Here is a 19925-nt window from a genome sequence, read left to right as displayed (position 1 = left end):
GGAGCTGCAGCAGGTCCCGCGGCGGCATGGGGCTGCCGCCCCGGATCACCACCACCTGCCTGAAGAGGGCTTCCAGCGGCTCGGCAGCGGCACGTTCCAGGGCCGCAGGGCCGCCCAGCACGCCACGGAGGAACCAGCGGGGCCCGTCAACGCCTACGAAACGCGCCACCCGGTACCCCTGGCTGCCGTCAGGCAGCCCGGCCGGGAGTTTCGCCACGAGTTCAGTGCCGAAGCTGCCCTCAATCTCCTCGACCTGGCCGCCCTGCGCCCCGACGGACTGGCCGATCTGCTCACGGATTTCGTCCCACAGGCCTTCGGTCTTGGGTGCGGCGAATGCCTGGAGCTGCAGGCTCGATCCGTTGAGATCCAAGGTAACGGCCACCACGCGCTGGGTGGCTTCCTCAACCTCGAGGCGCAACTGCAGGCCATCGCTGGGGGCGATCAGCAGCGCGCCGAGGTCCACGTAGCCGTCGCGGCTGGTGATTTCCGATTCATCAAGCGGTCCGTTGGCGCGGACACCGGAGCCTGCCGCAGCGTCCTCCCGGGACTCCGCGGTGGTCAGGGAGTCATCCGGTTCGGATGCTTCGTCCTTCTTGGCTTTCCTGCCGAGCCCAAAGACCATGAGGGTGTCTCCTTAGTTGTGAAATGTGCCGGTCCGGCCCTGAGGGGGTCCCGCCGTCGTGCTCTGCCGCCTGCCGGCAAAGGGCCTGCCGGAACGGAAAAATGCTTGCTTCAGGCCCCGGGCCGCTTGAACCCGCCCGTGGACCCGAATCCTCCGGTGCCGCGCACGGATCCGCTCAATTCGTTGACGGGGATGAACTGGGCGTACTCAACACGCTGGATCACCATCTGGGCAATTCTATCGCCGCGGTGCAGCTCAATGGGCTGGGTGGCATCGGTGTTCAGCAGGGTGACTGCTATTTCCCCGCGGTACCCGGCGTCCACAGTTCCCGGGGCGTTGACGATGGTCAGCCCGTGCCTGGTGGCCAGTCCGGAGCGGGGGTGGATAAGGGCCACGAATCCCTCCGGCAGGGCAATCGCCACTCCCGTGGGGACGAGCTTGCGCTCTCCCGGCTGCAGGACAACGTCTTCCCTGGCACGGAGGTCAGCGCCGGCGTCGCCCGGGTGCGCGTAGGACGGCGCCTCCAGGCCCGGGTCCAGCATCTTCAGCTGGACCTGCAGGGTAGGGGCCGAGGCGAGGGGCTCATCCCCGGCAGGCGGGGCCGGGGGAAATGTGTCTACTGCTGCGGATTGATCAGTCACAGTCACTCACTCTAACCCGCGCCCGCGGATGGGACCTAGGCCGCGGGCGGCTGCCCACTGTGGACAACCTGCCGGGCTGGACCTCCCGGCGCGGAACGGCACCGGCCGGGATGAAATAGCCAGGGAAAGGTGGAAAGCTTGGTCCATGCCCGAATCGAGTTCCGCCGCGTCCGTTCCCAGTACTCCCGCCGCAGAGGCTGCCGTGATCTATCGAGAGAAGCTGTGGCCGAACGCATGGATCTGGATCATCGCGGCCGGCGTTTCAGGCGCGGGAATCCTGGTGTTCGCCCCCATCAGCGCGGCCGCCGGGTACACGGCCGCAGTGGTGCTCTTTGCCATCATTGCCGTGCTCCTGGTCCTTTCCACCCCGAGCATCGTGGTGACCCGGAAAACACTGACCGTGGGGCGGGCCACCATTGAGCGCCGCTTTGTGGGCGCCGTCCAGCCGTTCCGGGGCGGGGAAGCGACGGCGGAACGCGGCACCCGGCTGAACGGGCTGGCCTACCTCTGCATCAGGGGCTGGATCGATCCGGTGGTCAAGGTTGAGATCACGGATCCATCCGACCCGACGCCGTACTGGCTGACCTCCACCCGCAGGCCCGATGAGCTGACGGCAGCCCTCTCCAGGCACTAGCCTGCAGGCCCCTATTTGCCCGGATCTCCCGGAAAATCGCGGCGCGCCCTGCCCCTTGAGCCAAAACCCGGCCCCCGGATGGCAAAGTTTCGAGTGATAGCAATGCCAGGGTGGAGGATTTGTATGCAGGATCTACGGCTTGTAGGCGTACACGACGACGGGACTCACCTCCTGTTGAGCGGGGCCGGCGGCGAGATGTTCCAGCTGCCGATCGATGAAGCGCTGAGGACGGCCAGCAGGTCCGCGGTTAAGCCGCGGGTCGAGCGGCCTGCCATTCCCATGTCCCCGCGGGACATCCAGGCCCGGATCAGGGCCGGAGCCACGGCGGCGGATGTTGCCGAGGCTTCCGGGCTGCCGCTGGCCAAGGTTGAACGGTACGAGGGCCCGGTCCTGGCCGAACGGGAGTACGTGGCCCAGCAGGCCCGCAAGGTGGAAGTGGCCGCGCCTTCGCCCGGGCACGACATCTACCGTTCAGCATTCGGTGACAACCCGGCAACGTTGGGCGAGATGGTGGCGCACCGGCTTTCGGCGCACGGCATCGACCCCGCTTCCGTGGAGTGGGATTCATGGCGCCGCCAGGACGGGACCTGGACCGTGTCTGCCACCTTCGAGGCGAAGAACGGCGGCGCACCGGGAATCGGCGAGGAGCCGCCCGCGCTGTGGACCTTCAGCCCGGCCCGGAAGTCCCTGCATAACGCCAACCGCTGGGCCCAGCAGCTCAGTGAGCTGGAGCCCCTGGACGGACCGGTACCGGCCCGGAGGCTGTCCGCCGTCTCCGACCGGCCCTTTGATTTTGAGACCGATGCCGACTCCGCTCCCGGCAACCAGGGCGGCACCGCCGGCCAGGCAGCCGGCAAGGACAAGGAATCCGACGGCCTCCTGGACATGCTGCGCTCGCGCCGGGGCCAGCGGCTTGGCGTGGATGAGGATTCCGACGACGCCCTGGCACTGCTCCTGACCAACGGTGTTCCTGCCGCCCATCCCCGGCCCTCGGAGATCACCCCGGAAACGGAAGAACACGACGCCGGACAGGAACCGGACCGTACCGACGCTCCTGCTGCCCAGGGCGACTCCTTCGTCCGCCGGCGGGATGCCCGGCCGTCCATGCTGTCCCGGCTCAGCCTCCTGCCGCCCCAGCACGACCCCGCCGATGAGAACCTGCGGCTGCACAATGGCGTCAGCACGGACACCCGGGAGATCACCATCGTGGCTTCACCGCAGCGGGCCTCCGGCGATGCGGCAGCGGACGCGGCACAGGGCAACGGGAACGGCACAGCCAGTGGCGCGGGACTGGACGAATTGCTGGGCGGTGCCCCGAAGCGGCATTCGTCCCGGAACGACGACTCCTCCCCCGCCACCGGCCAGCTGCCGGAGGCGGGAACTCCCGAGCGCCAGCCTGCCAGGCCCAAGCGCTCCAGCGTTCCATCCTGGGACGAGATCGTCTTCGGTACCCGCGGGGACTGACGCCCGGGCCGGCCGCCGACTACCGGGCCGGCGCGGCCGGCAATAACGGAAGGACTGTCCCTAGGCGTCCGTACCGGTCCCGCCGGTGCCCCGCCACAGGCACGCATCCACCTCGAACGGCAGCAGCTGGTCCTGCTCGGCCATGAGGTTGGCACCATGTGCCGTGACGCGGCGCATGAAATGGCGGCGGCACAGCGTCTCGTATCCCACCACGGGGATGTGGCCTTCCGCCGTGGCAGCCGGGCCGTCCACGGCCATGTCCACGTCGCCGACAACAACCTGCGCGCCCTCGGTGACCATGACGCCGTCGACCGTGCGTGCGTTGTGCGTTGCCCGGCGGCCGCACCAGCACAGGGCTTCCACCTGCAGGACCTGCACCCGGTCCGCGAGTTCGATCAGCCGCTGGGAGCCTGGGAACAGCCGGGTGCGGAAGTCAGCGGTGATGCCGAAGGCAAAGACGTCCACGTCGATCTCGTCCACGACTTTCGCCAGCTGTTCCACCTGCTCAGGCGTGTAGAACTGGGCTTCATCGCAGATCAGGTAGTCCACGCGCTGGCCCAGGGTGCGCCGCCGCATGACTTCCTCCCAGAAATCCGTTCCGTCCACTACTTCCACGGCGTCGGTTTCCAGTCCAAGCCGGCTGGAGATACGGGACTCGCCGGCGCGGTCGTTGCGGCTGAAGCGGACCCCGCCCCGGCCGCGGACCCGGTGGTTGTGGTCCATCTGCAGCGCGAGCGTGGACTTGCCGCAGTCCATGGTGCCGGAGAAGAAGACGAGCTCAGCCACGGCGGGCGCTCCTGCCGCCGGCCGTGAAATACAGGAGCGGAACCTCCCGCTCGGCCTTGGTCAGCGATCCATGCTGGCCCACGACCTCCATCGCGGCGGGGCGGACACGCCTCGTGTCGTAGAGGGCGAGCTCGTCGCGGGCCGCAATCATCACGTCGCCGATCCTGCCCTCGACGGCGGGCCGGACCGGACCGAAAAGTCCCGCGGCGATGGCGTCTTCCCTGGTGAACGCCCAGATGCGGTTACCGAAGCGGCCGCGCCAGGCGGCGAGGAGCCGCTCCCGCGCACCGTTTTCGGACGCGTCATCCAGGTACAGATGCACCATCCGCGGTTCGCCGGCCGTGTGGCGTACTCCCTCCACCAGCTGCGGATCCGCCGAGAAGTCGAGGCGCTGCTGCTCCGGCACGTCGAGCATGCCGTGGTCCGCCGTCAGCAGGATGCTGGTGCCTGCCGGCAGGGAGGAATTCAGGCGCTTCATCACGGCGTCCAGCTCTTCCAGCTGGTGTTCCCACTCCGGCGACTGGCAGCCGTAGCGGTGCCCGGCCTTATCCAGCTCGTTGACGTAGAAGTACATCAGGCCGGGCCCGGGCGCCGCCAGGGCTTCGGCGGCAGCGGCAGTACGGGCGTGGGATGTGGTGGCGGGCATGAAGTTGCCGCCGCGGAGGGCGGCGCGGGTCATGGGTGAGTCCCCGAACTGGGGAAGGCTGACAGTGGTCACTGCGGCCTGGCCGGCAGCGCGTTCCAGCACTGTGGGGAACGGCTGCCATGCCAGCGGGTCAACCCCGGGGTCCCAGTTGCCAAGAAGGTTGACCACTTTGTCCTGCTCAGGATCCAGCACGTCGTAGCCCACCAGGCCGTGCTGGCCCGGGGGCAGGCCCGTGCCGAAACTGGCCAGCGCGGCGGCCGTGGTGGAAGGGAACGCCGAATCAAGCCACACCGGAACGGCGCCCTGGCCGGCCTGGATCACGGAGCGCAGGAAGGGGGTGTGGGCAGACTTCTGCTTCAGGAGGTTCCGGCCAAGGCCGTCGGCGACGACGACGCACACGCGGGACGCCGCGGGAAGGCCAAGGATGTTGGTGAACCCGTCGAGGCCCAGGCTGGCCGCGGCGCTGGTCAACACGTCCGCCACGGAACGCCGGCCGTAGGCGGGAGCGGACGGCAGGTCCGGCGCTTTGGCCGGACGGACGGCCGGGGCACCGGCCGGAGCAGGAGCGCCGCTGGCGGGGGTTGGCGGGACGCTGCCGGCGGGTGGGACGTTGCTGTTTGTTCGTCGTTCGTCCGGCATCTCAGCGCTGCTGGTGCCCGCGGCTGAGGCGGTTTCCGAACACGCCTGAACGCGGCCGGGCCGGGAGTGACGGGATGTGGGGCGCCGGGGCGGCAGAGCCTGTGTTCACGGCGCGGAGGGCGCGGGCAAAAAGCTTGGCGTCCTGGACGGCCTGTAATCCGTCCGCCTCGGCGCTGATCCGCAGGACGATGTCTTCCTGCGCAATGGTGCCGCTGTACCCGTGGTCAGCCTCGCACTGGGGATCACCGCAGCTGGCGGGGCCCATGTCCAGCCGCTGGCCGCCGGACCAGGCGATGGACAGCGTTACCTCGCGGACCGGGTCTGAAGGCTTGTAGTCCTGCGGCTGGGCGTACATGTAGCTGAGGACCACGGAGCGGATCTGCGCCACGGGCACGGACTCGGTGGAGATCTGTGCCACGATTTGCTCACCCGCCTCATCGAGCTGCTGGTCGTCCACGTGGGTGATCACCAGCATGTCCGCGGTCAGCACCAGCACGGTGATGTGGCGGCGCACCTCGGCACGGTCGAAGTGGGTTTCCAGGTGCACCAGGTGGGCGACGCACTCGCGGCCGTCCAGTGCGTCGTCCACCACGTCAGCCACCAGGCGCGGGTAGAAACCCGCCTTCTGGAGTGCGCCGTCAAGGCTCTGGCCCTGGGCACTGTGGCTGTGTGAGCTGTGGCGGACTGCCTGGTTTTCATTGCCGGGCGTTTCGGGCGCCGACGCGGGAGGCTGTGAGCTCATTCCCCCATTTTCACAGATCGGCCCGCCACATTGCTAACCGCGTCAGCCCAGCATGGCCCGGCGGGCGCTGTCGGTGCGCTGGGCCGCGTTGCCGATCCGGACATCCGCGGCGAGGATCACCGCCCCGGACACGCCGCACAGCACCGGGTTGAATTCCACCAGCGCGATTTCCGGGTGGCTGTCCTTGAGCCAGGCAAGCCTGCCGGCCAGGTCCTCAAGGGCGGCCACGTCCACGGCCGGCAGGCCCTGGTAGCCGAAAAGCTTCCGGGCTGCCCGCGGCCCGCGGATGAAGTCGTGCACGTCTGCGGCGGACAGGGGCGGCACCCGGTGCGCCCAGTCGTCCAGCAGGTTGACGGCGTCTCCGGCCAGGCCGAACGAGATCACCGGGCCCAGGAGCGGGTCCTCAATGGCCCGGAAGGTACAGGCCTGCCCCACCGGCGCCATGCTCTGCACCTCCAGTGCCGGGTCGCCGTAACGGGACAGGGTCCGGCGCATCTGCAGGACGTTCAGGCGCAAGGACTCGGCGTCCTGGATATCAAGGCGGACTCCCCCGAGGTCCAGCCGGTGCCGCAGCGTGGGGTCGGTGGTCTTCAGCGCCACCGGCCACCCCAGCATGTCCGCCGCCTCAACCGCCTGGTCCGGGGTGTCGAAGCCAACCGAAGGCAGCACGGTGATGCCGTAGTGGCCCAGCAGGGAGCGCGTGGCCGCCGGGTCCAGCTGCTTGAGCTGCTCCCCTTTCACGTCGCGGAGGAGGCCCTCCAGCTCGGCCCGTGCGCGCTGCGGATCGCAGCCTTCCGGCTCGACGAAGTGCCCATGGTCGCGCGAGACCCACTCCGAGTACCGCACCACGGCGGCGAGCGCGGCCACCGCAGCCCCCGGGTTGGAGAAGCAGGGGACAGCCTGCTCCGCGGACCCCACCATGCCCTCGACATAGACCGAGGGATCCAGGATCCCCGTGAACGCGGCCACCACGGGTTTTCCCGCCTTCACCGAGCATTCGGCCAGGACCTCGGCAATGCTGTCCACCGTAAGTCCGCGGGCGGGCAGCACGGCGGCGACGGCCCCATGGACGGCATCGGACTCGAGGGCGGCGAGCAGGGACGAACGCAGGGCGGGAAGGGCAACCGACTGGCCGGCGTCGAGGTCCACGCCGGTCACCAGCCGGGCAACGTCGAGCCCATGGGACGACGCGCTGTCCGCCACCACTTTTCCGAGGGCCTGGGAGTTGCTGAAAATGGCCAGCCCCGGCCCGGCAGGCAGGGGCTGGTTGGAGACCACCTGCGCCACGTCCACAAGCTGCTCTATGGTTTCCACCCGGATGACGCCGGACTGGCGGAGCATGGCATCAAGCGCACCTGCGGGTGCCTGCGTGGTGCGCACGGCGTGGCCGGGCGGCAGCCGCAGCCCCATGGCATCGGACTTGGCCACAATGACCGGCTTGATGCGCGCCAGCCTTCGTGCCAGCCGGGAGAACTTGCGCGGGTTGCCGATCGATTCCAGGTACAGGCCCACGGCGGAGGTATCGGCGTCGTCCTCCCAGTACTGCATCATGTCGTTGCCTGACACATCCGCGCGGTTACCGGCGGAGAGGAAGGTGGACAGTCCCAGCCGCCGCCTGCTGGAGGCGGCGTAGAGCGAGACGCCGATGGCCGCTGACTGGGAGAACAGCCCCAGCCCGCCGCGCAGCGGCAGCGTGGGCGCCATCGAGGCATTCAGCGACACGGCCGGATGGGTGTTCACGATCCCCAGGGACGCAGGCCCGATCACCCGCATCCCGTTGGCGCGTGCCTGCCTCACCAGGTCGCGCTGCCTCATGAGGCCGCGTTCGCCGTCGTCCGCGAATCCTGCCGACGCGATCACCAGGCCCTTCACTCCCGCCGCCGCGCAGTCGGCGACGACGGCGGGCACTTCCTCGTAGGGGACGGCAATAACGGCCAGCTGCACAGGTCCAGGAACCTCGGAGAGCTTGCCGAAGGAGATCATGCCGGCCAGTTCCAGGGCCTCGGGATTGATGGCAAACACGGGCCCGGGGAAGCCGCCTTCGATGATGTGCTCCAGCAGCTGGTAGCCCACCGTCCCCCACTTGCGGCTGGCCCCGATGACGGCAATGGACGACGGCGTCAGCAGGTCGCGGACGCTCCTCGCCTCCGCGCGGTGCTCGCGGGATTCCATCACGGCCCGGGATTTTTCGGTGGGGTCGATGTTGAACTCAAGGCTGACGACGCCGTCGTCGAAATGCCGTTTGACGTCATAGCCGGCGTCGGAGAAGACCATCAGCATCTTGCGGTTTTCCGGCAGCACCTCCGCGCTGAAGCGGCGGATCCCGTTCTCGTGGGCGGCGGCGGCGAGGTGTTCGAGCAGGATGGAGCCGATTCCCCTCCCCTGGTGCGAATCGGCGATGTTGAACGCCACTTCGGCTTCGGTGGGGTCGTCCAGCCGGTCGTACCGGCCGATCCCTACGATTTCACCGCCAATGGTGATGACGAACGCCACCCGGTCCCGGTAGTCCACCTCGGTGAACCGCTTGAGCTCCTTGCTCGAAAGCTTGGCCTTGAACGCAAAGAAGCGCATGTAGATTGAATTCTGCGACTGTCCCATGTGGAACTTCTGGACAGCGTCCGCGTCCGAGGGGTGGATGGGGCGCAGATGTGCCGTCCCGCCGTCCCGGAGCACGACATCGGCTTCCCAATGTTCCGGATATTCGCCGTCCACGGGCTGTTCCACCATAGGCTTAGCCTAGCCAAAAACTCCCGCAGCACTGCCGCCTGCGGCCAACAAACCATTGCACCGCTCTGCAGAAGGATCCACCAACCCCATGGCCCGCCGCCAAAGTTCAGCCCCTCCCGAAGACACCACCCCCTACACGGAGAACATCGTGGACATCGATGTCACCTCCGAAATGGAAGGTTCCTTCCTGGAGTACGCGTATTCGGTGATCTACTCCCGGGCGCTTCCGGACGCCCGCGACGGGCTCAAGCCGGTGCAGCGGCGCATCCTGTACATGATGAGCGACATGGGCCTGCGCCCGGACCGCGGCCATGTGAAAAGCGCCCGCGTAGTGGGCGAGGTCATGGGCAAGCTCCACCCGCACGGCGACACCGCCATCTACGACGCCATGGTGCGCATGGCACAGGACTTCTCGCTGCGGCTGCCCCTGATTGACGGGCACGGCAACTTCGGATCGCTCGACGACGGCCCTGCGGCTCCGCGGTACACGGAAGCGCGGCTTGCGGCGGCTGCCCTGACGCTGACCAACCACCTCGACGAAGACGTGGTGGACTTCGTCCCCAACTACGACAACCAGCTGACCCAGCCGGATGTGCTTCCGGCCGCGTTCCCCAACCTGCTGGTCAACGGCGCCACCGGCATCGCCGTGGGCATGGCCACCAACATGGCCCCGCACAACCTGGTGGAAGTCATTTCCGCCGCCCGGCACCTGATTGCCCACCCGGACGCCACACTGGATGACCTCATGCGCTTCGTTCCGGGTCCCGACCTGCCCAGCGGCGGCCGGATCGTGGGGCTGGACGGCATCCGCGACGCCTACGCCACGGGGCGGGGGTCCTTCAAGACGCGGGCCAAGGTGGAGGTGGAACAGCTGTCCGCGCGTCGGACCGGCCTGGTGGTCACCGAACTCCCCTACATGGTGGGCCCGGAAAAGGTCATCGAGAAGATCAAGGACGCCGTCAACGCCAAGAAGCTGACCGGCATCAGCGACATCGTGGACCTGACCGACCGCAAGCACGGACTGCGCCTGGTCATCGAGCTCAAGAACGGCTTCAACCCCAACGCGGTGCTCCAGCAGCTGTACCGCTACTCGCCGATGGAGGACTCCTTCGGCATCAACAACGTCACCCTGGTGGACGGTCAGCCGCAGACCCTGGGCCTGGTGCAGCTGCTGACTGTGTACGTCAACCACCGGATCGACGTGGTCCGCCGCCGGACGGTGTTCCGGCTGGGCAGGAAGAAGGACCGCCTCCACCTGGTGGAGGGCCTCCTCATCGCCATTGTGGACATTGACGAGGTCATCCAGATCATCCGCTCCTCGGACGAGGCAGCCGCCGCCAGGGCTCGCCTGATGTCCATCTATGACCTCACGGAGATCCAGGCGAATTACATCCTGGAGCTCCGGCTGCGCCAGCTGACCAAGTACTCCCGGATCGAGCTGGAGAAGGAGCAGGACGAGCTGCGCCGCGAGATCGCGGAGCTCGAGGCGATCCTGGGCTCCGAGGAGCGGCTCCGGACCCTGGTGTCCGACGAGCTGGGAGAGATTGCCGAGGAGCATGGCACTCCCCGGCGCACCGTCCTCCTCGAATCCGAGGCCGTGGCACCGACCGTGGCCGCCGACCTTGCCCTCGCCGCCGGGAAGAAGGGCAAGGCAGCGCCGCTGGCCCTGGAAATCGCCGACGACCCCTGCTGGGCCATCCTGACCGCCTCCGGACAGGTGGCCCGCACCAGCAACCAGGAACCGCTGGCCGAGGCGGGACCCCGGGCAAAACATGACGTGTTCACGTCCGTGGTCAGGACCTCCGCGCGCGGCGAGATCGCGGCGGTCACCTCCCTGGGGCGGATGCTGCGCCTCCAGGTGATGGACATGCCGGTGCTGCCGCCCATGTCCGGCCTGCCCAACCTCGCCGGCGGGGTTCCGGCCAAGGATTTCCTTACCCTGCTCAAGGGGGAAACCCTGGTGGCGTTCGTGCCGCTGGACGAAGTGCTGGCCATCGGCACTTCCCAGGGCGTGGTGAAGCGGGTGCAGCCGGACTACCCCCTGAACCGGGAAGACTGGGACGTCATTGCCCTCAAGGACAAGGACTTCGTGGTCAATGTGGCGCCGGCGGGAGCCGATGATGCTGAGCTGGTGTTCCTGACCAGCCAGGCCCAGCTGCTGAAGTTTGGAGCCGCGAGCGTGCGCCCCCAGGGGCGGACAGCCGGTGGCATGGCGGGAATCAAGCTGGCGGCCGGTGACCGGGTGCTGTTCTTCGGCGCGGTCCAGCCCGGGGACGAGGCCGCCGTGGTGGTGACCATCGCCGGGACAACGGGCGCCCTACCCGGGACCGCCCCCGGCACGGCCAAGGTCACGGCGTTCTCCGAGTACCCCGTGAAGGGCCGTGCAACAGCCGGCGTGCGGGCACACCGCTTCCTGAAGGGCGAGGACACGCTGCTGCTGGCCTGGGCGGGGCACGGCCCGGCCAAGGCCGCCTCGGCTGCGGGGGTCGCCAGATCGTTGCCGCAGGAGCACGGCCGGCGGGACGGTTCCGGTGTCCCGTTGTCGCAGCCGGTGGACGTGGTGGGTCCCGCCATGGCGTGGCCTGATCCCGGCCAGGCGGCCTGATCCGGCCTAGACTGCATGCATGCCTATCGTTCCTGATGAGAAGGACTGGACCTGGGTCCTGACGCGTCCCTGCCCCGAGTGTTCGTTCGACGCCGCAACGGTAACCCCGTCCACCGTCCCGGGGAGCATCGACAACATGCTGCCCCGCTGGCGGGCCGTCCTGCGCAGGCCGGACGTGGCCGAGCGCCCCAATGGGCACACCTGGTCCGCGCTGGAGTATGCCTGCCACGTCCGGGACGTCTTCAGCCTTTTCGACCAGCGGCTGAACCTCATGCTCGAATCGGATGACGCACGGTTCGAGAACTGGGACCAGGACCAGACGGCTATCGACAAGGACTACGCCAACGCCGATCCGGCAGTGGTCAGCGCAGAGCTGACGGCTGAGGGAAAGCAGGCGGCGGAGTCCTTTGCCAGGGTCCGCGAATCAGAGTGGGGAAGGAAAGGGCTGCGCAGCAATGGCTCGGAGTTCACCGTCCTGACGCTGGCCCAGTACTTCCTGCACGACGTCGTCCACCACCTTCACGACGTGGACGGCTGAGCACCCTCCGCCACCACGGCAAACGCCGGCGCATCATGACGACCTGCACCTCCGAGGTTCCCGGATCCGGCCAGCACCAGCCTCGCATCCCCCGGATGGATATCGGCTGGGTTGTGGGTCACCAGCACCACGGTCCGGTTGCCGAGTCCCGCGCGCAGGTCGGCCAGCATGGCCTCTGCCGATGCAGCATCCAGGTGCGCTGTTGGCTCATCCAGCAGGATCACCTCCGCGCCGGTCATCAGCGTGCGCGCCACGGCCAGGCGCTGGCGCTCTCCCCCGCTCAGGAAAGCCCCGCCCGGACCGATCCTGGTGTCCAGGCCCGCCGGCAGGCGCTCCACCAGGCCCGCCAGGCCCACGGACTCCAGCACCTCCATCAGCCCGCCCTCTCCGGCCGGACCGTTCGCGGGGGGCCTGCCCAGCAGCAGGTTCCCGCGGATGGTCGAGTCGAAGAGGTGGGCTTCCTGCGGACACCAGGCGGCCCGGCCGGTCACCCGGGCTGCCCCGGCTGCTGCGGGGAGGAAGCCGAGCAGGACCGAGAGCAGGGTGGACTTCCCGGAACCGGACGGTCCGGTGACGGCCAGCCACCGGCCGGGCTCCGCAACGGCGTTGATCCCGGAAAACACCGGGGCACCGCCCGGCCACGCCACCGCGAGGTCAACGAGTTCGACGCCGGGAGCACCGTCCTGCCGGGCAGGCACCTTGTGCAGGCCGTCGGCTGGGGTGCCTTCGGGGCCCGAGGTGTCCGCGTCCAGGGCGCCCGAGGCGGACACGCGCTGCATGACTGTCCGTAGCGCGGGGAACTGGCGCACCGCCGTCGTCATGGCCGCGTAGGGCTCCACCAGTGCGAGGAGCATCAGCACGACCACCGCCGCCGTCGCCGGGGCAAGCCGGCCGCCGAGCACGGCGGGAGCGGCCAGCCAGGCAGCTGCGAAGGCAGCCGCGCAGCAGGAGGCGGTGGTGACCGCGTGCCCCAGGCCGTCTGCCCACGCTGACCGCTGGGACGCGCGGGTGGCGCTGCGGTCCTGGGCGCGCAGTCCGGCCAGCACCGGGGCGGCAACGCCGTTGGCATGCAGCTCGGCGCGGGCGTCGAGGGCTGCGGAAATCCGGCGCAGCACCCCGGACCTCAGGACCTGCTCGGCGCTGGCCGATTTCCGGTCGGCCCACAGCGCCACGGCCGGGGCCAGGAGCAGGCTCGCGGCGGCGGCGGCCAGGACGGCCGGGACCGCGTCCGGCACCAGCAGCCAGGCGGTGGCCAGGGCCAGGGCGGAGACAGCGAACGCCGTCACCGGCGGCAGCGCCACCCTCGGCAGGAGGTCGCGGACGGTATCGACGTCGTCAATGACCGTCCCGAGGACGTTGCCGCCCTGCAGCAGCCGGCGGAGGGCGAGGGCCCTGCGGCTCAAGGACTCCCAGAGCCGCCCCCGGAGGCGGGTAAGGGCGGCAAACACGGCGTCGTGGAGCAGGAGCCGCTCGCAGTAGCGCAGCACGGCCCGCCCGATCCCGAAGAACCGCACGCCAACAATGGCCGTCAGCAGGTACAGGATGGGCGGCTGCTCGCTGGCACGGATGATCAGCCAGCCGGACAGGCCGGACAGCGCGACGGCGAAGACGGCCGCCAGGGTGCCCACGACGGCAGCCGCTGCGAACTTGCCGCGGACCGGCGCCAGGAGCGCCGCGAGGAGCCGCGTTGTCTGGCGGGTGCCTGCCGCCCCGCGGGATCGTGCACCGGCACTGGCGTTTGCAGCCGGGGCAGCAGCGGAGGCCGGCCAGTCGTCCGCTGCGACGTCCACGGCACCCCGTGGTTTCGGCCCGGGCTGCTGCAGCGCGGCTTGCCCCGGCGCTGCGGCTGTGGCCGGCTCCCCGGCCCGGAGGGCTGGTTCAGCTGCCCGCCCTGGCTGTGCCTGGACTGGCTCTGCGTACGCACTCACCGGCACCAGGTGGTCAGCGAGGTTGCGGGTGCGCCCGTTGTGCGCCACGAGGATCACGGTGACGCGTCCGCGCAGGCGGCGGATCGCATCTTCCACCACCATGGCCGAGGCGTCGTCCAGGTGCGCGGTGGGTTCATCGAGCAGCAGTACTGTCGCCCCTGCCTCGATCCGGGCCAGCCCCCTGGCGAGTGCCACCCTCCGCAGCTCGCCGGGGCTCAGCTCTGCGGGGTGCTGGTGGGCCAGGTGGCCGGCAGCGGCCCGGGCCAGGCAGGAGCGTGCGGCCGCTTCCACGCCGGCGTGGCCGCGGGAGCCCTCGATTTCACCGGAGAGGTACAGGACCACCTCGTCCAGGACAGTTGCGGCGAGCATGACCGGATGCTGCGGCACCCAGGCCAGCGCGCTGCGGTCGATGCCCTGGAGGGTGCCGGTGACCGTGGTGCCGGCTCCGTCCCCGATGGTTCCCGCCAGCACGCCGAGGACTGTGCTCTTTCCTGCGCCGCTGGCTCCGTCCAGGGCGGTGATCCTGCCTTGCGGCGCGGTGAAGGTGAGCGGGCCGACGGCGGGGCCCGACCTTCCGCTGTAGCGCACGGTCAGGTCCGTGACGGAGATTGGGGCACCGGGCCGTCCCGCCCGGGTTGCCGGGAGCGGCCGGGGTTCGGGGGCCTCCGTGACCGCGGTGGTTTCCGCGAGGGCCACCCGTCCGTCGTCGCTGGCGTGGTGGGCGGTGCCCAGTTCACGCAGCGGGAGATAGCAGTCCGGGGCCAGGATCAGTGCCAGCAGGCCGGCTTCGAGCGGCATGTCCCCGTGCACCAGCCGGACGCCGATGAACACGGCCACCACCGCGACGGAGATGGTGGCGATCAGTTCCAGCGCCAGCGCCGAGAGGAATGCGGTGCGGAGGGTTCCCATGGTGCGGGTGCGGTATTCCTCGGAGATCTCTTCGAGGGCCTTGCGCTGCGCCGTGGCCCGCCCGAGCCCCACCAGGACCGGCAGGCCTTTTGCCAGCTCCAGCATGTGGGCGGACAGCCTGCCGAGGGCCGCCTGCGCTTCGCGGACGTTGTCTTCGGTGTACCGGCCGATGAGCACCATGAACAGCGGCACCAGCGGTACGGTCAGGACAATCACCACCGCGCTGACCCAGTCCGCGAAGAGGATCCGTGCTCCCAGCAGCAGCGGGATCGCCGCGCAGTTCACCAGTGCCGGGAGGAACTGGGTGTAGTAGTTGTCCAGCGCATCCAGTCCACGGGTTGCCAGGACGGCGAGCCCGCCGTCGGCAGGGCCGGTTCCCCGGGCGCCGTTGCGCAGCGCCCGTTCGAGCAGCCCGGCACGCAGCTCCTCCTTGATGCCAAGGGCCGCGCGCCGGGCAGCGACGGCCTGTGCCCAGACGGTCAGTGACCGCAGGACCACGCCCGCCAGTCCCAACACAACCTGGCCTGCCCAGTCCGGGTCCGCCGCCACCAGTCCGGCCAGCACCGAGGCCACGGCCTGGCCCATCAGGACCAGCGACAGGGCCTTCAGGGCTGCCAGCAGTCCGAGCAGGTAGACGGCGGAGCGGGTGGCCGGGCCGGGAGGGAAACTTGGCCGCATGTCAGCCCTTCGTTGTGAAAGCCCTGGCGGCGATGGCCGGCAGGAAGCTGTGGGCCTCCGGGATGTGCGCTGCACTGACCCGGCGGCGGAACACCCAGTAGGTCCAGGCCTGGTAGGCAATGACAAGGGGAAGGCCGAAGGCCGCCACGATGCTCATGAGCCCCAGGGTGTAGTCGGAGGAGGACGCGTTGGAGATGGTGAGGTCATAGGCCTCGTTGAGGGTGGAGGGCAGCACCACCGGGAACACGGCCGCGAAGATCGATGCCGAACCCAGTGCCAGGAAAGCTCCAAGGGCGGAGAAGGCCTTGCCTTCCGCTCCCCGGCGGGCCCACACCCAGGCCGCTGCGGCGGCGGCGACAGCCACCAGGACAAGGGCCCAGGTCCAGGGCTTCCCTTCCAGGAACTGGATGCTCAGTGCCCACCCCGCGATGGGCAGGAGCAGGACGGGCAGCAGGCGCACGAACCATGTCCGTGCCCGGTGCCGCACGTCGCCGTCGGTCTTCAGGGCCAGGAAAGCCAGCGCGTGGATCAGCGAGAAACCCACGACGGCGAGGCCGCCCAGGACGGCGTATCCGCTGAACCAGGCCAGCGGGCCTCCCTCTCGGTCGCCATTGGCGTTCAGCGGCAGGCCGGTGGTGGTGAGTGCCAGCGCGGCACCCACGCCGAAGGCCGCGAAGAAGGATCCCAGCGCGATGGCCCAGTCCCAGCGGGCACGCCACCGGTCCGTGTCCACCTTGCCCCGGTACTCGAACGCCACCGCCCGGAAAATCAGGGCAACGAGCACCACCAGCAGCGGAAGGTAGAGGGCCGAGAACAGGGAGGCGTACCAGAGCGGGAAGGCGGCGAACGTGGCGCCGCCGGCCGTCAGGAGCCATACCTCGTTGCCGTCCCAGACGGGTCCGATGGTGTTGAGCAGGACGCGGCGCTCCGTGTTGTTGCGGGCGAAAAGCTTCATGAGCATCCCGACGCCGAGGTCGAAGCCCTCCAGGAAGAGGTACCCGGTCCACAGCACCGCGATGGCGATGAACCAGACGGTTGGCAGCAGTTCCATGTGTGTATTTCCTCTGCTCTTCGTGCGCGGCTTAGTAGGCGAACGCCAGGACGTCGTCGCCGGGTTTGCCGCCGCCCGGTCCACCGGATCCGGGGGTGGCGTCCTCATTTTCGTCGGCCGGTGCATGGACCAGCTCAGGCATGGCGGACACCACTCCGCCGCGGATATACTTCACCAACAGCTTGACCTCAACCACCAGCAGGACTGCGTAGACCGCCGTCAGGGTGACCAGCGAGGCCAGCAGCTCCCCGGCAGAGACACCGGGTGATACCGCCGCCGCCGTGAACATGAACACCTGGTCGATGCCGCTGGGATCCGGGTTGGGAGCGACGACGAACGGCTGGCGGCCCATCTCGGTGAAGATCCAGCCGGCCGCGTTGGCACCGAAGGGGGCCAGGATGCCGAAGACGGCGAGCCGCATGAGCCAGCGGGATTCGGGGACGGTGCCCTTCCGGGTGATCCACAGCGCCACGAGGGCGGCGAGGGCCGCGAGCCCGCCGAAGCCGATCATCATGCGGAAGCCCCAGTAGGTGACCTCCATGACGGGAAGGTAGTCGATCTCCTGGCCCGCGCGTTCGCCGTAGATGGGATTGTCCGGAAGGTGGGTCCCGTAGGCCTCCTTGTACTGCGGCAGGAGGCTGTTGACGCCCTGGACTTCGGTGGTGAAGTCGCCCTTCGCCAGGTAGGAGAGGATGCCGGGGACCTCAATGAGGGCAACGATGTCGTCGCAGTTCTGCGAACCAAGGTTGCCGATGCTCAGGACGGAGAACCCGGTGCCGTCATGGCAGGCGGCTTCCGCTGCGGCCATCTTCATGGGCTGCTGCTCGAACATCAGCTTGCCCTGGAGATCCCCGGTGAGGGCGGTGCCGGCGAAGGAGATCATGGCCACCACCGCGCCGATCCGCAGGGACCGGAGCCAGACTTTGTGGTCGTCGCGGTCCCGGCCGGGGATGTCCGCCGATTCGCCCGGGATGACTTTGCCGTCGGCGCCGACGGTGTCGACGCCGTCGCGCCGCCTGCGCCAGAGGTGGTACCAGGCGATGCCCAGCAGGAAGCCGCCGGCAACGGCGAGGGCACCGAAGAGGGTGTGCGGTACGGCAACGAGCGCGGTGTTGTTGGTGAAGACGGCCCAGGCGTCGGTCATGACGGGCCGGCCGTCGATCATCTCCACGCCCACGGGATGCTGCATCCAGCTGTTGGCCACGATGATGAAGTACGCGGAGAAAATCGACCCGATCACTGCGATCCAGAGGCACGCCAGGTGGATGCCGGGCTTGAGCTGCTTCCAGCCGAAGATCCACAGTCCCAGGAAGGTGGATTCGACGAAGAACGCCAGCAGCGCTTCCAGGGCCAGGGGCGCGCCGAAGACGTCGCCCACGAACCGGCTGTATTCGCTCCAGGCCATCCCGAACTGGAACTCCTGGACGATGCCGGTGGCCACGCCCATGATGAAGTTAATGAGGAACAGCTTTCCCCAGAACTTGGTCATCCGGAGGTACTCGGGATTGCCTGTGCGGTGCCACGCCGTCTGCATGACTGCGACAACCAGGCCAAGGCCGATGGTCAGCGGAACCATCATGAAGTGGTAAACGGTGGTGATCCCGAATTGCCAGCGTGCGATTTCCAGCGCGTCCATAGCGTCCAAGGCGGTTCCTCGTGTCAGCGAATGCAGATCTTCTACGTTTTGTAGAACTCAACTTCTACCGAGTGTAGAACAACGGCGGCGGCGGTGTAAAAACCAGCTTCCACTGCCCGGGGTCGGCAGGCAAGGGCCACGTCACGCCACGTGTTCTACCCAACGTAGAAAGTCTTGGGAAAACCGGGTAAATTGGAGGTTGTAGTTCAAACACAGCATGCAGCCACTTCCGCCCGGCGGCGGTGGCGCGGGGAAACAAAGGAAAAGTGCAATGGCTAGTCTTGGTGAACTGGAACGGGCAGTGATGGATCTGCTCTGGGCGGGCCAGGAAGCAGCCACAGCCAACACGCTGCGGGACAGGCTCGCGCAGACCTCGGCCGGCCAGGACGGTGCTGCCGGCCACGAGGGCAAGGAGCTCGCCGTGACCACCGTGCTCACCGTACTGTCGCGGCTGGAGAAGAAGGGCCTGGTGGAGCGCGAACGCGGCACCCGTCCGCACCGCTACCAGGCAGTGTCCAGCCGCGAGGACCACACCGCCGAGCTGATGCACGAGGTACTGGGGTCGGCTCCGGACCGCGAAGCAGTGCTGGCCCGTTTTATCGGGTCCGTATCCGAGGGTGAAGCCGAGACTCTGCGCAAACTGCTTGGCCACCTCTAGCGGACCATGTTCTGGGCCTCGTACCTGCTGGCGGTCCTTGCGATAGTCCTGGCGTGGCCGGTGCCTGTCCTCCTCTCACGCGCGCAGTGGCCCGCCCGCTCACCCTTCACCGCCATGATCCTGTGGCAGGCGATAGCGCTGGCCGGCGGGCTGTCCATGATCGGCGCAATGCTCGTGTATGGCCTGGAACCGATCGGGGACAACCTGATCGCAGGCCTGCGGGCGCTGGCCGGCATGGTGCTCTACAACGCCCCCACCACGGCCCTGGGTTTCTGGCATATTTTCGCCCTGTCCGCAGCAGCGCTGCTCACCGCCCACCTGGTGTTCACCCTGCTGCTGACCTACTACAAGATTGAGCGCCAGCGGCGGCGGCACCGCGAACTGCTGTCCCTGCTGGCCTCGCCGTCCGCTGAGGGGACGGGAACCCTGGTCATCAGCCACAACTCCCCCGTGGCTTACTGCCTTCCCGGCGGCGCCCGGTCCGTGACAGTCCTGTCTGACGGCCTCATGGCAGCCCTGGAGCCCGCAGAACTCCGTGCGGTCCTGATCCATGAGAACGCCCACCTCAGCCAGCGCCACCACCTGCTGCTGTGGGCTTTCGCCGCCTGGCGGCAGGCACTGCCCTGGCTGCCAACCACCCGCCTCGCGCAGGAATCGGTGAACTCCCTGATCGAGATGCTGGCCGACGACGTCGCGCTCAAGACCGAAAGCAAGGCCACGCTGATCAAGGCCATCGCCATTGTGGCCAGCGGGTCGGCCGGGAACAGCGGCGGCGCAGACCTCCGCCCGGAGGCCTCAAGCCTTGCCCTCTCCGGCCTGGACGCCGCCGCCGGCACGTCCGGCGCGGACTCCGCCCGGACCACCGCTTCACGGGTCAGCCGGCTGCTCTCGCCCCGGCCGGAGCTGCCGGCGCCCATCCGCAGCTTGGTCGTGGCGGGATCCGTGCTGCTCCTTGCCCTGCCCACCGCCCTGCTCGTGGTGCCCGGCCTGCTGGGCTGAGTCCCGCCGTCGTCCTCCCTTT

15 protein-coding genes are annotated in these 19925 nt (G+C 68.8%); 6 read left to right on the top strand and 9 right to left on the bottom strand.

Annotated elements, in window-relative coordinates; all coding sequences use genetic code 11:
- Both HTS88_RS07860 and dut read right to left on the bottom strand, forming a co-directional pair.
- On the bottom strand, positions 1-622 hold a 622-nt coding region (locus HTS88_RS07860; RefSeq protein ID WP_174177089.1), incomplete at its 3' end, for a DUF3710 domain-containing protein.
- 110 nt (positions 623-732) lie between these two features.
- Positions 733-1263, bottom strand: coding sequence for a dUTP diphosphatase (dut, locus tag HTS88_RS07855; RefSeq protein WP_066275258.1), 531 nt, complete (start codon positions 1261-1263; stop codon positions 733-735).
- Positions 1264-1408: 145 nt separating this feature from the next.
- Here dut and HTS88_RS07850 point away from each other — a divergent pair, with 145 nt between their 5' ends.
- Both HTS88_RS07850 and sepH read left to right on the top strand, forming a co-directional pair.
- The gene (locus tag HTS88_RS07850; RefSeq protein ID WP_174177087.1) at positions 1409-1897 is read left to right on the top strand and encodes a DUF3093 domain-containing protein; all 489 of its coding nucleotides are present in this window, start codon (positions 1409-1411) and stop codon (positions 1895-1897) included.
- Positions 1898-2020: 123 nt separating this feature from the next.
- Positions 2021-3361: a septation protein SepH gene (gene sepH / locus HTS88_RS07845; protein WP_174177085.1), complete on the top strand. Its 1341-nt coding sequence runs from the start codon at positions 2021-2023 to the stop codon at positions 3359-3361.
- A gap of 60 nt (positions 3362-3421) precedes the next feature.
- Here the strand turns inward: sepH and HTS88_RS07840 are convergent, their stop codons facing one another.
- From HTS88_RS07840 to HTS88_RS07825, 4 genes are read right to left on the bottom strand one after another with little or no spacing between them, the layout of a single operon-like run.
- A complete protein-coding gene (locus HTS88_RS07840; RefSeq protein ID WP_174177083.1) occupies positions 3422-4147 on the bottom strand; it encodes a thymidine kinase in 726 nt (241 codons plus the stop codon).
- Complete coding sequence (locus HTS88_RS07835; RefSeq protein WP_174177080.1) at positions 4140-5432, bottom strand: alkaline phosphatase family protein; 1293 nt, start codon at positions 5430-5432, stop codon at positions 4140-4142. The genes HTS88_RS07840 and HTS88_RS07835 overlap by 8 nt, the downstream gene beginning before the upstream one ends.
- A 1-nt stretch (position 5433) precedes the next feature.
- Entirely contained in the window at positions 5434-6174 is a 741-nt protein-coding gene (locus HTS88_RS07830; RefSeq protein WP_174177078.1) for a DUF5998 family protein, read from the bottom strand.
- A gap of 42 nt (positions 6175-6216) precedes the next feature.
- The gene (locus HTS88_RS07825) at positions 6217-8901 is read right to left on the bottom strand and encodes a bifunctional acetate--CoA ligase family protein/GNAT family N-acetyltransferase (RefSeq protein WP_174177076.1); all 2685 of its coding nucleotides are present in this window, start codon (positions 8899-8901) and stop codon (positions 6217-6219) included.
- Positions 8902-8989: 88 nt separating this feature from the next.
- On the opposite strand from HTS88_RS07825, the gene HTS88_RS07820 reads away from it, so the two are divergent.
- Together HTS88_RS07820 and HTS88_RS07815 are read left to right on the top strand one after the other, a co-directional pair.
- Positions 8990-11506 (top strand): DNA gyrase/topoisomerase IV subunit A, encoded by a 2517-nt coding sequence (locus tag HTS88_RS07820; RefSeq protein ID WP_174177074.1) that lies wholly within the window; start codon positions 8990-8992, stop codon positions 11504-11506.
- Positions 11507-11525: 19 nt separating this feature from the next.
- Positions 11526-12044 (top strand): DinB family protein, encoded by a 519-nt coding sequence (locus HTS88_RS07815; RefSeq protein WP_174177072.1) that lies wholly within the window; start codon positions 11526-11528, stop codon positions 12042-12044.
- On the opposite strand, the gene cydD is transcribed toward HTS88_RS07815, so the two are convergent.
- From cydD to HTS88_RS07800, 3 genes are read right to left on the bottom strand one after another with little or no spacing between them, the layout of a single operon-like run.
- The gene (gene cydD / locus HTS88_RS07810) at positions 12026-15559 is read right to left on the bottom strand and encodes a thiol reductant ABC exporter subunit CydD (RefSeq protein WP_174177070.1); all 3534 of its coding nucleotides are present in this window, start codon (positions 15557-15559) and stop codon (positions 12026-12028) included. The genes HTS88_RS07815 and cydD overlap by 19 nt on opposite strands.
- Before the next feature lies 1 nt (position 15560).
- Positions 15561-16610: a cytochrome d ubiquinol oxidase subunit II gene (cydB, locus tag HTS88_RS07805; RefSeq protein ID WP_174177068.1), complete on the bottom strand. Its 1050-nt coding sequence runs from the start codon at positions 16608-16610 to the stop codon at positions 15561-15563.
- A gap of 31 nt (positions 16611-16641) precedes the next feature.
- The gene (locus tag HTS88_RS07800; RefSeq protein ID WP_174177105.1) at positions 16642-18246 is read right to left on the bottom strand and encodes a cytochrome ubiquinol oxidase subunit I; all 1605 of its coding nucleotides are present in this window, start codon (positions 18244-18246) and stop codon (positions 16642-16644) included.
- A gap of 271 nt (positions 18247-18517) precedes the next feature.
- Here HTS88_RS07800 and HTS88_RS07795 point away from each other — a divergent pair, with 271 nt between their 5' ends.
- Together HTS88_RS07795 and HTS88_RS07790 are read left to right on the top strand one after the other, a co-directional pair.
- Positions 18518-18904, top strand: a complete 387-nt coding sequence (locus HTS88_RS07795) for a BlaI/MecI/CopY family transcriptional regulator (RefSeq protein ID WP_174177066.1) — start codon at positions 18518-18520, stop codon at positions 18902-18904.
- Between the two features lie 6 nt (positions 18905-18910).
- Positions 18911-19903, top strand: a complete 993-nt coding sequence (locus HTS88_RS07790; RefSeq protein WP_174177064.1) for a M56 family metallopeptidase — start codon at positions 18911-18913, stop codon at positions 19901-19903.
- Positions 19904-19925 lie beyond the last annotated feature (22 nt).

The organism is Pseudarthrobacter oxydans (assembly GCF_013314975.1).
GTDB classification, from domain to species: Bacteria; Actinomycetota; Actinomycetes; order Actinomycetales; family Micrococcaceae; genus Arthrobacter; species Arthrobacter oxydans.
The sequence above is the reverse complement of the archived record's forward strand: the minus strand, read 5'-3'. Positions and strand labels throughout refer to the sequence as shown.

Excerpts from the sequence above, each read along its gene's own strand:
- HTS88_RS07830 (WP_174177078.1), bottom strand. The coding sequence starts at position 6,174 with ATGAGCTCACAGCCTCCCGCGTCGGCGCCCGAAACGCCCGGCAATGAA.
- HTS88_RS07815 (WP_174177072.1), top strand. The coding sequence starts at position 11,526 with ATGCCTATCGTTCCTGATGAGAAGGACTGGACCTGGGTCCTGACGCGT.
- HTS88_RS07790 (WP_174177064.1), top strand. The coding sequence starts at position 18,911 with ATGTTCTGGGCCTCGTACCTGCTGGCGGTCCTTGCGATAGTCCTGGCG.
- HTS88_RS07825 (WP_174177076.1), bottom strand. The coding sequence starts at position 8,901 with ATGGTGGAACAGCCCGTGGACGGCGAATATCCGGAACATTGGGAAGCC.
- HTS88_RS07835 (WP_174177080.1), bottom strand. The coding sequence starts at position 5,432 with ATGCCGGACGAACGACGAACAAACAGCAACGTCCCACCCGCCGGCAGC.
- HTS88_RS07800 (WP_174177105.1), bottom strand. The coding sequence starts at position 18,246 with ATGGACGCGCTGGAAATCGCACGCTGGCAATTCGGGATCACCACCGTT.
- cydD (WP_174177070.1), bottom strand. The coding sequence starts at position 15,559 with ATGCGGCCAAGTTTCCCTCCCGGCCCGGCCACCCGCTCCGCCGTCTAC.
- cydB (WP_174177068.1), bottom strand. The coding sequence starts at position 16,610 with ATGGAACTGCTGCCAACCGTCTGGTTCATCGCCATCGCGGTGCTGTGG.
- sepH (WP_174177085.1), top strand. The coding sequence starts at position 2,021 with ATGCAGGATCTACGGCTTGTAGGCGTACACGACGACGGGACTCACCTC.
- HTS88_RS07795 (WP_174177066.1), top strand. The coding sequence starts at position 18,518 with ATGGCTAGTCTTGGTGAACTGGAACGGGCAGTGATGGATCTGCTCTGG.
- HTS88_RS07820 (WP_174177074.1), top strand. The coding sequence starts at position 8,990 with ATGGCCCGCCGCCAAAGTTCAGCCCCTCCCGAAGACACCACCCCCTAC.
- HTS88_RS07850 (WP_174177087.1), top strand. The coding sequence starts at position 1,409 with ATGCCCGAATCGAGTTCCGCCGCGTCCGTTCCCAGTACTCCCGCCGCA.